Below are 13,479 nucleotides of genomic sequence, written 5' to 3' on the forward strand. Positions count from 1 at the left end.
CCCATGAAGACGAGAAGCGTCGCGGCACTGACCGCGGCCCTGGCCGTGGCGCCCCTCCTGGCCGCGGGCGGAGCGGGGCAGCGCGCGGTGGCCGCCGGTTCCGCTGCCGCCGATTCCGTTGCCGCGGGTTCCGCGGCCCTCGCCGAGCCGGCGCTCCTGCACGGCGTCGACCTGGACTCGGCGACGATCCCCGAGTTGCAGGCGCGCATGGAGCGCGGGTCCCTGACCTCGTCGGAGCTGACCCTCGCGTACCTCCGGCGGATCAGGGAAGTCGACCCGAAGGTCAACGCGGTGCTGCGCACCAGCCCGGCGGCCCTGCGGGAGGCGGCCGCCAGTGATGCCCGCCGCCGCCTCGGAAAGGCGCGCGGACCCCTCGACGGCATCCCCGTCCTGCTGAAGGACAACGTGGACACGCGCGACATGCCGACCACGGCCGGCTCGCTGGCGCTGGCCGGAAGTCCGCCGGCCCGGGACGCGGAGCTGGTCGGGAGGCTGCGTGCGGCGGGCGCGGTGGTCCTCGGCAAGGCCAACATGTCCGAGTGGGCCAACTTCCGTGCGGCGAAGCCCACGTCCGGCTGGTCGGCGGTGGGCGGCCAGACGCACAACCCGTACGTCTTGGACCGCAACCCGTGCGGGTCCTCCGCGGGCTCGGCCGCCGCGGTCGCCGCGTCGCTGGCCCAGGTGGCGGTCGGCACCGAGACGGACGGCTCCATCGTCTGCCCGGCCGGGATGAACGGGGTCGTCGGCCACAAGCCCAGCCTCGGGCTGGTCAGCCAGTCCGGCGTGGTGCCCATCTCCGCCGAGCAGGACACGGCCGGCCCGATGGCGCGCAGCGTCGTCGACACCGCCATCGCCTTCTCGGTGCTCAGCGGGCACGGCGCGGCGGGCGCAGACGGCGCCTTCGGCCTCACGGAGGCGGACCCGCGCGCCGGCGGTCTGCGCGGCAAGCGGATCGGCCTGTGGCGGCTCCCCTCGCTGGGCGCCGGGGTGGACGCCCTGATGACCCGGACCGCGGAGCGGCTGCGTACCGCCGGCGCGGAGGTCGTGGAGGTGACCCCGCCCTACCAGGACCGGCTCGCGGAGCTGGAGTTCCCGGCCCTGCTGAGCGAGTTCCACCGGGACGTCGACGGCTATCTCGCCTCCCGCGGCGGGCCGCGCGACCTCGCCGGGCTGATCGCCTTCAACCGTGCGCACCCGGCCGAACGGACCTGCTTCGCCGGCCAGGAGCTGTTCGAGCAGGCCCTGGCCGCGCCGCCGACGACGGACCCGGGCTACCGGGCGATGCGCGCGGAGCTGAAGGACCTGGCGCGGCGGTCCATCGACGAGACCATGGCCGCCCACGCGCTGGACGCCATCGCCTCCCCGGCGAACCCGCCCGCCTGGACGACGGACTGCGCGCGGGGCGACAACGACGTGATCCCGTCCTCCACCCCGGCCGCCGTGGCGGGCTACCCCTCGCTGTCCGTGCCCGCCGGGTTCGTCGGCGAACTGCCGGTCGGCCTGCTCCTGATGGCCGGGGACCGGCAGGACGCCCGGCTGCTGTCGCTGGGCGGGGCGGTGGAGCGCCGGCTGGACGCCCGCCGCGCACCGCGGTACCTGCCCGCGTCGGCATCCGGTACCACCGGCCGGGACGCGCACCGTGTGGGCTGAGGAGCTCCGGCGGGCCACCGCGTTCCTGTCGGGGTTCGCGCGCCGGCAGGCCGGGCGGGCGCGGGAGCTGCCGGGCGGTTTCGCCGTGTTCGACGACCGTTTCGCGGACTCCTGGTCACACAACCAGGTCGTGGTCGAACGGGCGGGTGCGGATCCGGCGGCCCTGCCGGACCTGGTGGACGAGGCGATGGCCGGGCGGCCGTTCCGCATCGTCTCCGTCCTGGACGACGGCTACGGCCGGGCGTGCGCCGGACACCTGCTGCGGGCTGGCTACCGCCACCACACCTATCTGGTGATGCTGCACACCGCCCCCGCCCCCGGTCCGCCGGCCGAGGACGGGCACACGGTCGGGGAGGTGGGACTGGAGGAGATCCGGGAACCGCTGGCGGCCGAGTGGCGGACCTCGATGCCGCGGGCCGGCGAGGAGGTGATCCGCATGCTGGTGGACCGGCACGTGACGCGGAGCCGGGGCGCCGAGCAGGTCCGTCTGCTCGGCTCCCGGACGCCGGACGGGGGCGTGGCCGCCTGGACGGACCTCTACCTGGAACCCGGTACCGGGATCGCCCAGGTCGAGGACCTGATGACCGCCGAGGGCCACCGGCGCCGCGGCCACGCCGACGCGGTCCTCGCCGCGGCGCTGCGCCGGGCGGCGGACGCCGGCTGCGGCACGCGTTTCCTGACCGCCGACGCCGAGGACTGGCCGCGCCACTGGTACGTGCGGCGCGGCTTCACCGTCATCGGGCGCTGCCACGGTTTCGAACGCGTCAGCGCGCCGTCCTGACTAACGCGCTTCGGCGGTCTTGTCCGTCGTGGTGCCGCCCTCCTCCTGGGGCTGCGGGTCGGCGGGCGGCTCCGGGACGGGAGGGGTGCGGACGAGGAGCGCGACCAGCACGGTCAGTGCGCCGAGCACGGCGCCGACGCCGAAGCCCCACCGCACGCCCGTCGCCAGCGCGCCGGTGGCGTCGGCGCCGTCGGCCGCCGCCGAGGCGGCGTGTCCCGTCATCACGCTGATGACCAGGGCGGTCCCGGCGGCGGCGGAGACCTGCTGGAGCGAGCCCAGGATGGCGGAGCCGTGCGGGTAGAGGTGCGGCGGCAGGACGGACAGGCCCGAGGTGAAGACGGGGGTGAAGACGAACGCCATGCCGGCGCTCAGGGCCACGTGCAGGGCGAGCACCAGCCACGGCGAGGTCCCTTCGCCCGTGAGGGCGAACAGCGCGAGGCAGACCGCCGTGAGCACGGCCCCCGGTACGACCAGGCGCGGGGCGCCGAGCCGGTCGTAGAGCTTGCCGACCTGCGGGCCGAGCAGGCCCATGGTGAGGCCGCCGGGGATCAGGAGCAGGCCGGTCTGCAGCGAGGTGAGGCCGCACACCTCCTGGAGGTAGATGGGCAGGAGGATGAACGCGCCCATGAGGCCCATGAAGGACAGGCACATCAGGGCGAGTGCCACGGAGAAGTGCCGGAAGGTGAAGGTGCGCAGGTCCAGCAGCGGTGTGGACGAGCGCTGCAGTGCCAGCTGCCGCCAGGCGAACAGCGCCACCAGCACGGCGCCCACCACGGTCGTGACGGCCGGGGACACGGGTGCCTGGGAGGCGTCCCCGGCGCCGAGCTCGCTCAGCCCGTAGACCAGGGCGCCGAAGCCGGCCGCGGCCAGCGGGACGGACGGCCAGTCGATCGGGCCGGCCTGCGGTTCGCCGATGTTGACCAGGGTCCGCCGGCCGAAGAGGGCCATGGCGGCCGCGATGGGCAGCACGGCCAGGAACAGCAGGCGCCAGCTGCCCAGCTGGAGCAGCACACCGGAGACCGCGGGGCCCAGGGCGGGCGCGACGGAGATGACGAGGGTGATGTTGCCCATGACGCGGCCGCGGTCCTGCGGCGGCACGAGGGTCATCAGCGTCGTCATGAGCAGCGGCATCATGACGGCGGTGCCGCTGGCCTGGATGACGCGGGCGCCCAGCAGGACGGGGAAGGCGGGCGCGGCCGCGGCCAGGGCGGTGCCGATGAGGAACAGGGTCATGGCGAGGCCGAAGGCGGTCCGGGTCGTCACGCGCTGCAGGAACCACCCCGTCACGGGGATGACGACGGCCATGGTGAGCATGAAGGCCGTGGAGAGCCACCCGGCGGCCGCCGCGGTGACCTCGAACTCGCGCATGAGCCTCGGGATCGCGTTGACCATGATCGTCTCGTTGAGGAACACGACGAACGTGGACAGCACGAGGACCCGCAGCACGGCGGTGACGCGGGCGGGCGGGTGGGCGGGAGGTGCGGGGGGTACGGACATGGTGCCTTCCGTCGGGTGAGCTTCCTGTGCACGTGGCCGGTCACGAGGACAGACCGCGGCGGCGGGAGGAACTCATCGGTGTCACCCGATCCTCTCGGCACGCCCGCCGGAGCTCAAACCATTTTGTCGGCCCGGACCGGCCGGGCCGGACCCCCTGGACTCCGGGCCGGCGTCAGGGGCCGGTCTCGAACTCGGGGGCCTTCAGGTCCTTCAGGCACTCCGTGTCCGGTGCGGCCGGGTCGTCGAAGAAGGAGGCGGTGATCTCCTGGGCGCACTTCGACGTCGCGAAGACCACGTGGGGTTCGTAGGGGACCGTCACGACGTGGGCCCTGCTCAGGGTCCGTGCCACGTACGGGCCGTTGTCCGCGCCGGTCTGGGCGTCGAAGCCGCCGGAGAGGGCGAGGGTGGGGATGTCGCTGTTCGTGGTGTCACGGATCGAGGACGGCGCCGGGGGGACCTTCCAGACGTCGCAGTCCGGCCGGAGGGAGTTGAGCTGCGGGGCCTGCGCCTGTACCGAACGGGGGAAGGAGGGGAACGCCTCCTGGCCGCCCTTGAGCGCCTGGTCCTGGGTCTCGAAGGGGATCCACTCGCTGCAGAAGACCCCGTAGACGAGCCCGTGGGAGGTGGCCCCGATGGCCTGGGGAGCGAGCCTCCATCCCGCCCACTGCCGCGCGATCCGCTGCGGTTTGCCGTGCGCCAGGTCGTCGAGGGCGCGGGGCACCTCGGTCGCGGTGTGGGTCGCCGAGGTCAGCCAGGTCACGAGGGCTCCGCCGTCCAGCACGACCTTCACCGGCTTCGCCTGGCCGGGGACCGTGACGGTGGTGGTGACGGGTTCGGCTTCGAGTTCCCGGACGAGGCGTTCGAAGGTCGCCGACAGGTTCGGGTAGCGGCCGGCGCAGGCGGGCTGCTCCGCGCAGGCCTTGAACAGGCCGTCGAAGCCCTGCCGGGCGCTGCTCCAGGCCGTGGCCGAGCCGCCCCTGGAGGGCGGCAGGATGCCGTCGAGGCCGACCGCCCGGATGCCTTCCGGGTGCAGGCGCATGTACACGAGCGCCAGGTGGGTCCCGTAGGAGATGCCGAAGACGTTCCACTCCTTGAGGCCCAGCGCGGTGCGCAGGTCCGCGAGGTCTGCGGCGCTCTCGACGTCGTTGTACGCGCTGAGGTCGGCGCCGAGGGCGGCCAGCCGGTCGCGGCACGCCTTCGTGGCCTGGACGTGCAGGGTCTCGGTGGACGCCGCGTCGTAGGGGAGGCCGACCAGGCTCGCGTTGAACTCGTCGACGTTGGGGCAGGTGAGTGCCGGGTCGGCCGAGTAGGTGCCCCGCTGGGACATGAGGATCACGTCGCGGTCGCGGTTGAGGCCGCCGTCGACCGCCATCTTGGCCTCGCCGACGGCGTCGTCCCCGGGCCCGCCGGCGAGCCAGACGATCGGGTCGGGCTCGGGCTGGGCGGCCTTCGCCGGTATGACCGCGACGCCGAGCTCGATCGTGCGGCTGCCGGGCCTGGTGCGGTTCTCGGGCACGGTGAGGGTGCCGCAGCGGGCCCCTTCGAGTTCCGGGACGGGGTGCTGGGTCTTCGGGCAGGGGCCCGGTTCGTAGCTCGCGTCGCCCGCCTTCCCGGCGGCCGTTCCGATCGGGCCTCCGGTGTCGTCCCGGGCCTGGGCCGGTGCGGCCAGCAGGCCGGTGAGGAGCAGTCCGGTGGCGGCTCCGGCCGCGCCGGCGCGGATCCGGCGGGCGGTGCGGCGGCGGGGTGCGTGGTGGGAAGTCATCTGCCCTCCCGGTCACTTCGGGGTGATCGTGAACGGCGCCGGCGTGAGGCCGGCGACGCAGCCGGTGTCGGGTGCGGTCGGACGGGCGAGGAAGGAGGCCAGCACCTGCTGCGCGCACTTGGACTGGGGGACCACCCAGTGCCCGATCCCGGGGATCAGCACGGAGGTGGAGCGGGACAGGGTGCGGGAGGCGTCCTTCGCGTAGCTCGCCCCGGTCTTCATGTCGAACGTCCCGGAGATGACGAGCGCCGGTACGGAACTGACGGTGGCCACCCGGTGCCGGGCCGCGTTGTCCGCGACGTTCCAGACCTTGCACACGTCGTACTCGAAGGGCAGTTGCGGTGTCTGCGCCAGGACCGTCTCCGGCCAGCCGGGGAAGGCCTCGCGTCCGGCGGCGAGCACGTCGGGTTCCGAGGTGCCCGGGACCCACTCGGCACACGCCACCGACTGGGTCAGGCCGTGTGCGGACAGCCCGACGGGCTGGACGGAGCCCTTGGCGCGGCCCTGGGCGAAGCGTTCGGGGTTGCCCCGGCCGAGCTCTTCCAGGGCGGCCGGGAGGTCGGCGGGCCTGACGTTGAAGCCGACCATCATGTTCAGCAGGGCTCCGCCGTCGAGGACGACCTCCACCGGGTTCCCGCCGCCCGGCGGGCGGGCGTTCAGGGTGAGGGGGTTCGCCTCCAGCTTGGCCACCTGTTCGTCCAGGGTCTTGTCCAGGCCGGGGTAGCGGCTCTTGCAGGCGGGCTGGGCCGCGCAGGCGGCGAGGACGGTGTCGAGTCCCTCACGGGCACTGCTCCAGCCCCAGGGCAGGATGGTGACCTGCGGGGGGCTGAGCGAGTCGATCGCCAGGGCGCGGATGCCCTGGGGGTGCAGGCGCAGGTAGGCGAGGCCGAGGTTGGTGCCGTACGAGTACCCGTAGACGTTCCACTGCGGGATGCCGAGGGCGGTGCGCAGGTCGGCGAAGTCGGCGGCGTTCTCGGTGGTGTTGTAGGAGCTCAGGTCGGTACCGTCGGCCGTCAGGCGGTCATGGCACTCCTGGTACGCCTTCAGCATGAGCTGCTTGGCCTCGGGGGCGTCCCAGCCGAAGCCGACGGTCTTGCCGTCGGCCCGGTCGACCTCCGGGCAGGCCAGGTTCGGCTGGTCGTAGAGGTTTCCGCGCTGGGCCATGACGATCAGTTCGCGGTCCTTGTTGAGGCCGGAGTCGATCAGGAAGGGGATGTCGTCGAAGACGTCCTCGCCGGGGCCGCCCGCCATGAACACCACCGGGTCCGGGGCGGGCTCCGCCGAGGCGGGCTCGATGACCGCGACGGCGAGCCTGATGGTCCGGCCGGCGGGGCGGGCCCGGTTCTCGGGGACCTCCAGGTACCCGCAGCGTGCCGTGCTCAGCGCCTCGATCGGCTCGGGCGTCTTCGGGCACGCGCCGGGCACGAACCGTGCCGAGGGCGCCGCGGGGCCGGTCCCGGCGGCGGTGCCCTGGGCCGGGCCGAAGGCCGACAGGCAGGCGAGGGCGGCCGCGGCGGCGGCCGCGTGCAGGGTGTGCTTCGTCATACCGGATCCCGCTCCTCGGCCGACGTCCCCGAGCTCGGCGGTGCGGACGGAACGCACACGACCGACGCTACCGCCCGGTCGGGGCCGCTGCACTCCGGCCGCGCGTCACCGGTCCTGGATGCGCCGGAAGGGGTGCTCCGCCTCCAGCTGGAAGGCGATCTCCAGCAGGGTGCGTTCGGCGCCGGGGCGGGCGGAGAACATGACGCCCACGGGCAGTCCGTCCGGTGTGGTGCCCGGTGCGGGGAGCGAGAGCGACGGGGTGCCGACGACGTTGTCGACCGGGGTGAAGGCCACGTAGGAGAGGATCCGCTCGATCAGCGTCGGGTAGGGGACGGCGGGGCTGAGGTGGCCGATCGGCGGGGTGGTGCGGGCGAGCACGGGGGTGAGGACGAGGTCGAGCCCGCGGAAGGCGGCCGCGTACGCCTCCTTGGTGCGCCCCAGCCTGCGCAGCACCCCGGGGGTGCGCCGCCAGTTCTCCAGGTAGGTCTCGCGCAGCCCCCGGCTGAGGGCGTCCATGCGGTTGCGGTCGAAGCCCGGGCCGAGGGTGCGGCCCGTGACGCCGATGAGGAAGGACAGCATGCCCCAGTAGGTGAGGAAGTCGTCGGTGAAGGCGGGGTCGATGGCCATCTCCACCGGCTCCACGGTGTGCCCGAGCCCCTGGAGCGCGGCCACGGTGGCGTCGACCGCCGCCCGGGTGGCGTCGTCGGACCGGACGCCGTTCGGCGAGTCCGCGAGGAAGCCGATGCGCAGCCGCTGCCCGGAGGGGCCTTCGGCCAGGCCGACGGGCGGCAGCGCGGGGTTGCGCCGGTACGTCTCGGCGGCGGCCAGGAAGGCGGCGGCGTCGCGTACGGAGCGGCTCACGACGCCGTCGCAGACGAGGTCGAGCGGGAGCCGGCGGCTCTGGTCGTTCGGCACGACGCGGCCGCGGGTCGGCTTGAGGCCGACGAGTCCGCAGCAGGCGGCGGGTATCCGGATCGAGCCGCCGCCGTCGTTGGCGTGCGCGAGGGGCACCGCGCCGGCGGCGACGAGGGCCGCCGCGCCGCCCGAGGAGCCGCCCGCGGAGTGGCCGGTGTGCCAGGGGTTGCGGACGGGTTCGGCGTCCTCGTACTCGGTCGTGGGGCTGAAGCCGAACTCGGGCAGCCGGGTCTTGCCCAGCACGGTGACGCCGCTGCTCAGCAGCTGCCGGGCGAAGGGGGCGTGCCGCCGGGCCGGGGTGGGCCGGAAGGCGGTGCTGCCGTGGCCGGTGGGGAGGCCCTGGTAGTCGGTGTTGTCCTTGACGAAGGTGGGCACGCCCGCGAAGGCGCCGCCCGCCGCCGGGGAGGGGGCGGGGGTGTCCGCGTACGCCTGGACCGCGTTGAGGCGGTCCTCGACCGCGCGGACCCGTTCCCGCGCGTCCCGGGCGGCCTCGGCGGCGGAGACCTCGCCCCGCCGGATGGCCGCGGCGAGGCCGACGGCGTCGTGCTCGCCCAGGGCGTCGTCCCGGAACGCGTGCACCCTGGTCCGGTCGTCGAAAGTGGTCACCGTTGATCAGCCCCCGCCGTGTGAGTGGTCGCCCGCCATCATTGCCTACCGAGAAGTAACACGGGAGGGGTTCTACGGGGTTCGCCGGCCGGCGGGCCTCAGCCGCCGGGCTCGGCGGCCGCGATGGCGGCGAGGGCGGGCCGGCGGGCGGCGAGGCGGTCGAGCAGGGAGCCGCGGTGGTCCGGTGCCGTCGCGAGGTCGATGGCCGTCCAGGCCATGAGCAGGCCCCCGTCGAGCACGGCGCGGTCGGCCTGGGCGGTGACCCCGTAGCGGGTGAACTCCGGGTTGTGCATGATCGCGTCCCCGCAGTCGTAGCCGATCATCGGGTGGATGGTGGGCACGAGATGGGAGACGTTGCCCATGTCCGTCGAGCCGCCCCGCAGGGTCGGGTCCAGGTCCTGGACGCGGCGTCCGAGATCGCGGGCGGCGGCGAGGTAGCTGCGGCCCATCGCGAAGTCCTGGCGCAGGTCGGCGTAGTCGTTGCCGACGGTCTCCAGGGCGAGTTCGGCTCCGGTGGCCAGGGCCCCGGCCTCGAAGCAGGCCCGTACGCGGGCCTGGAGCTCGGCGAGCTCCTCGCTGGTGACCGCCCGGCAGTCGTACTCGGCGGCGGTGCGGTCCGGGATGACGTTGGCGGCGTCGCCGCCCCGGGTGACCACCCCCGACACCACGGCGCCGGGCCGCATCTGCTGCCGGTGGGCGGCGATGGCGACCTGGGCGATCATCATGGCGTCGGCGGCGTTCACGCCGCGCTCGGGCATCGCGGCGGCGTGCGCGGCGCGCCCGGTGTAGCCGACCCGCCAGCTGCTGATGGCGAGCGAGCTCATGCCGACCGAGTCGGAGGGGGCCGCGTGCACCATCATCGCGGCGGCCACGTCGTCGAAGGCACCCTCGCGGAGCATGTCGACCTTGCCGCCGCCGGACTCCTCGGCGGGGGTGCCGAGGAGCTTGACGGTGATGCCCAGCTCGTCGGCGAGGGGGGCGAGGGTCAGCGCCGCGGCCACGGAGGCGGCGCCGTTGACGTTGTGGCCGCAGGCGTGGCCGATGCCGGGGAGGGCGTCGTACTCGGCGCAGATCCCGATGACGAGGTCGCCGCTGCCGGCGGTGGCGCTGAAGGCGGTGGGCAGGCCGTACGCGCCGCGGGTGACCTCGAAGCCGGCCCGCTCCACCAGGTCGGTGATCCGGCGGGCGGCACGGTGTTCCTCGTAGGCGAGTTCGGGGTCGGCGTGCAGTGCGTGGCTGAGGCCGAGGACGGCGTCCTGGCCGGTGGTCAGGAAGGCGCGGCTGCGTGCGCGGAGCAGGTCGGTGTCGTTCATCGGTCCTCCCGCGGCGGGGTGCGGTAGAGCAGGGCGAGGGCGGCGCCGGCCAGCGAGACCAGGGCGCAGACCGTCCAGGAGACGGTGTAGGCGCCCGCCTCGGGCAGCAGGCTGCCGGGCGGGGTGCGGGCGGCGAAGACCGTCAGGACGGCGGCGGCGCCCATGGACCCGCCGACGTTGATGAGGAGTTCGTTGATGCCGGAGCCCACCGAGGTGCGGTCGCGCGGTACGGATTCCACGGCGAGGGTGCGGGTGGAGTGCTGGAGGAAACCCGTGCCGAGCCCCGCGACGGCGGTGCCGGCAAGAAAAACGACCAGGTCGCCATGGAAGAACAGCGACAACACATAACCGGCGGCCATCAACAGCGACCCGACAACCAGGGTGAGCCGGTCGGTGACCGCGGCGGCCACGGCCGGCGCGATCAGCGCCCCGAGGGTGAGGGCCAGCAGGTTGGGCAGGGTGGCGAGGGCGGTCCCGAAGGGGTCCAGGCCGAGCCCGTAGCCGTGGGCGGCCGGGTCGGTCCCCAGGAACACCGCGTTGGCGACCATCAGCCCGATCATGCAGAAGGTGAAGGTCAGCGTGACGAGGGAGACGGCGACGACGCCCCGGCGGCGGAACATCCGTACGTCGATCATCGGCTCGGCGGTGCGCAGTTCCACCCGCACCCACAGGAGGGTGACGAGGGCGCCGCCGGCGAGGCAGGCCAGGGTGCGGGCGGAGGTCCACTCCCAGCCGGGGGTGCCGCCGAGTCCGAGGCCGAGCATGACGGCGGTCAGGCCGAGGCAGAGCAGGACGCCGCCCGCCCAGTCGATCCGGCCGCCGGGCCGGTGCTCCGACTCGGGCAGCAGGCGCCAGGTGACCGCGAGGGCCACGGCGGTGGCGACGGCGGGCACCCAGAGGGCGGCCGTGGGGCTGTCGACGGCGCCGGCGACGAAACCGCTGGCGACGAGCCCCAGCGCGAGGCCCGCGACGAGCGCGGCGACCATGACGCTGATGCCGCGCCGGCTCTCGGCGTCGCCGCCGCGGTCGCGGTTGCGCAGGATGCCGACGAGCAGCGGGAAGAAGCCGGCGAAGGCGCCCTGGAGGATCTGCCCGGCCAGGAGCGTGGTGAAGTCGCGGCTGAAGCCGACGAGGACCGAGCCGAGCAGCACGATCAGCAGGTTCCAGCGCAGCACCCGGCGGTGCCCGTGGAGGTCTCCCAGCCGGGACAGGACCGGGGTGAAGGCGACGCTGGCCAGCAGGTTCGCGACGCTGATCCAGTTGAGGTCGGCCGCGGTGACCCCGAGGGTGTCGGTGAGGCCGCGCAGCAGGGGCGAGAGGAAGCCCTGGGTGATGCCGCTGGAGAGCTCCACGAGCACCACGGAGGCGATGACGGCGCCGGCGGGGGTGGCGCGGACACGGGGCGGCCCTGCGGCGGCCGGGGGGTACGCGGGTCTGGCGTCCGTGTCCGTCATACGTATCACCTGTCCGGGATGCGGCCGTGCGGCCGGGGCGGGGAGGGGGCGGCCCGCCTGCGGGGCGGAAGCCGCACCACAATGTCCGGTGCGGGTCGCTCCGCGGGCAAGACCGGGCCACATAATCGGGCGAAGGCGGCAAGCACCCCCCACCCGGCGGCGGATTCCGGCACCGAAGGGTCCTCACGAACCGGCCTCGGGCACCCTTGGCCTGGCCGGCCGCGATGAACGAAAGGGACGGTTCGACCCACGCACCAGCCCCAGACGGCCGCCGGCCGCCGAAACCAGAGGAGCGCGTAGCGATCTGTCGCGCTTGAGGGCGTCCCCGGGCGCTCTGTTCGGCCCCTCGTGCGGGCAGCCGGGCCCCCGGCCCGGAATGGCGGACGTGGGGGCCCGAATACATGGCGAGCCGGCGCCCGACCCCTCCTGCATCCCTGACGGGGCCGCTCCCGGCCTTTCCCCCTGTGACCGTTCCTTTTGGGGGTTTCCCGGCAGTCTTTCGGCATTTCGGGGCGGGACGGCCTGTCAAGGGTCGCCGAAGGCGATCGCGAAGCGACGCGACCGAAGGGAGCGCCCTTGACAGGACGGCCCGACACGGAAGGACGATGGGACTGACGGGAAACCCCCAAACCCTCCCCCACCACCGCCCGAAGGGCCCCATGGACAGCACCACCGCCCCGGCGCGCGCCGCACCGTCCCAGCTCGACGCCGTCGACCACGCCGTGCTGCGCATCCTGCACCGCGACCCGCGCGCCGCCTTCGCCGACGTGGCGGAGGCCGTCGGGGTCCACGAGCGGACCGTGGCCCGCCGCCTGGAGCGGATGACCTCCAGCGGCCACGTCCGCTTCACGGCCGCGCTCGTCCCCGAGTACCAGGGCGAGGGGATCACCGCCGAGCTCGCCGTGCGGTGTGCGCCCGGGCGGGTCCACGAGACGGCGCTGACCCTCGCCCGGCGGCCCGAGACCCGGTCCGTGGAGGTGGCCACGGGCGCCCTGGAGGTGTTCGCCGAGCTGAACGCGCCCGGCCAGGACGCCCTGCTGACCCTGGTGGACTCGGTGATCGGGCGGCTGGAGGGGGTGGTCGACGTGCACTCCAGCGTGGTGCTGCGGCTGCTGCTGACCGCCGGGGACTGGGCTCCGTACGACGACGAGCCGACCGAGGTGCGCCGGCTGGCCATGGCGGGGCTGGAGCTGCCCGCGCCGCTCGCCGTGGACGGGCTGGACCGGCGGCTGGTGGAGCTGCTGGGCCGGGACGCCCGGATGTCGACGACCCGGCTGGCCCGGGAGCTGCAGGTCGGCGAGACGACGGCGCGGCGCCGCCTGGCCCGCCTGATGACCTCGCACATCCTGCACCTGCGGCTGCTGGCGGATCCGGCGGTGCTCGGCTACCCGGTGGAGGCCCGGTTCCGGATCGCCGTGGCGCACCGCCGGCTGGACGCCGCGGTACGGGTGCTGGCGGGCGAGTCCGCGGTGCGCCACCTGGTCGTCACCACCGGGGACGCCGGGCTGCTCGGCTACTCCAGCCACCGCGACCTCGCGGACCTGCACGCCTTCACGTCCCGCGTGTTCGCCCGGCTGGGCGGCACCGCCCGGGTGGAGACCGCCCTGCTGATGCGCACCTACAAGCGGGCCGGCAACGCCGAGCGCGCCTGACCCCCGTCGCGGTCAGGAATCCATGGACTCGGCGAGGGAGCGGGGGCGCAGGTCGGTCCAGTGGGTGTCGACGAAGTCCAGACAGGCCTCCCGGGTGTCCTCGCCGAAGACGGTCGTCCAGCCGCCGGGCACCGGAGCGAAGGAGGGCCAGAGCGAGTACTGGCCCTCGTCGTTGACCAGGACGAGGAACCGGCCTTCGGCGTCGTCGAACGGATTGGTGCTCACGGTCGCTGCCTCCCCGGGACGTTCAGATTAGGTTAGGCTCACCTGACTGCCATTGCGATGAGCCTAGACGTTCCCCTTG

The 13,479-nt window shown here is 74.2% G+C and carries 10 protein-coding genes; 3 read left to right on the forward strand and 7 right to left on the reverse strand.

Translation table 11 applies throughout. The annotated features are described in order from the left end of the window. Window positions 1-3: 3 nt before the first annotated feature. Window positions 4-1,650, forward strand: coding sequence for an amidase family protein (locus tag ACQKM2_RS02390; RefSeq protein ID WP_427705637.1), 1,647 nt, complete (start codon window positions 4-6; stop codon window positions 1,648-1,650). Next, window positions 1,640-2,431 carry a GNAT family N-acetyltransferase gene (locus tag ACQKM2_RS02395; protein ID WP_427705639.1) on the forward strand — a complete coding sequence of 264 codons (792 nt, stop codon included), beginning with the start codon at window positions 1,640-1,642 and terminating at the stop codon, window positions 2,429-2,431. Before ACQKM2_RS02390 ends, ACQKM2_RS02395 begins: the two co-directional genes overlap by 11 nt. Here ACQKM2_RS02395 and ACQKM2_RS02400 read toward each other — a convergent pair whose 3' ends face one another. The 6 genes from ACQKM2_RS02400 to ACQKM2_RS02425 form a co-directional block, all read right to left on the reverse strand. Continuing rightward, the gene (locus ACQKM2_RS02400) at window positions 2,432-3,928 is read right to left on the reverse strand and encodes a DHA2 family efflux MFS transporter permease subunit (RefSeq protein ID WP_427705641.1); all 1,497 of its coding nucleotides are present in this window, start codon (window positions 3,926-3,928) and stop codon (window positions 2,432-2,434) included. It abuts the gene before it with no gap. A 172-nt stretch (window positions 3,929-4,100) separates the two neighbouring features. Then, window positions 4,101-5,690 carry an alpha/beta fold hydrolase gene (locus tag ACQKM2_RS02405; protein ID WP_427705644.1) on the reverse strand — a complete coding sequence of 530 codons (1,590 nt, stop codon included), beginning with the start codon at window positions 5,688-5,690 and terminating at the stop codon, window positions 4,101-4,103. 12 nt (window positions 5,691-5,702) lie between these two features. After that, the gene (locus ACQKM2_RS02410; protein WP_427705646.1) at window positions 5,703-7,235 is read right to left on the reverse strand and encodes an alpha/beta fold hydrolase; all 1,533 of its coding nucleotides are present in this window, start codon (window positions 7,233-7,235) and stop codon (window positions 5,703-5,705) included. A gap of 105 nt (window positions 7,236-7,340) precedes the next feature. Beyond that, complete coding sequence (locus ACQKM2_RS02415) at window positions 7,341-8,756, reverse strand: amidase (protein WP_427705649.1); 1,416 nt, start codon at window positions 8,754-8,756, stop codon at window positions 7,341-7,343. A gap of 98 nt (window positions 8,757-8,854) precedes the next feature. Continuing rightward, on the reverse strand, window positions 8,855-10,069 hold the full coding sequence (locus ACQKM2_RS02420) for a M20 family metallopeptidase (RefSeq protein ID WP_427705652.1): 1,215 nt from the start codon (window positions 10,067-10,069) through the stop codon (window positions 8,855-8,857). Next, complete coding sequence (locus tag ACQKM2_RS02425) at window positions 10,066-11,523, reverse strand: MFS transporter (protein ID WP_427705654.1); 1,458 nt, start codon at window positions 11,521-11,523, stop codon at window positions 10,066-10,068. Before ACQKM2_RS02425 ends, ACQKM2_RS02420 begins: the two co-directional genes overlap by 4 nt. A 659-nt stretch (window positions 11,524-12,182) precedes the next feature. Between ACQKM2_RS02425 and ACQKM2_RS02430 the strand changes: the two genes are divergently transcribed. Beyond that, the gene (locus tag ACQKM2_RS02430) at window positions 12,183-13,175 is read left to right on the forward strand and encodes an Lrp/AsnC family transcriptional regulator (protein ID WP_427705657.1); all 993 of its coding nucleotides are present in this window, start codon (window positions 12,183-12,185) and stop codon (window positions 13,173-13,175) included. 12 nt (window positions 13,176-13,187) lie between these two features. On the opposite strand, the gene ACQKM2_RS02435 is transcribed toward ACQKM2_RS02430, so the two are convergent. Beyond that, on the reverse strand, window positions 13,188-13,400 hold the full coding sequence (locus tag ACQKM2_RS02435) for an MbtH family protein (protein ID WP_427705659.1): 213 nt from the start codon (window positions 13,398-13,400) through the stop codon (window positions 13,188-13,190). Between the last annotated feature and the right edge of the window lie 79 nt (window positions 13,401-13,479).

The organism is Streptomyces sp. NPDC004126 (genome assembly GCF_050275515.1).
Lineage (GTDB): Bacteria > Actinomycetota > Actinomycetes > Streptomycetales > Streptomycetaceae > Streptomyces.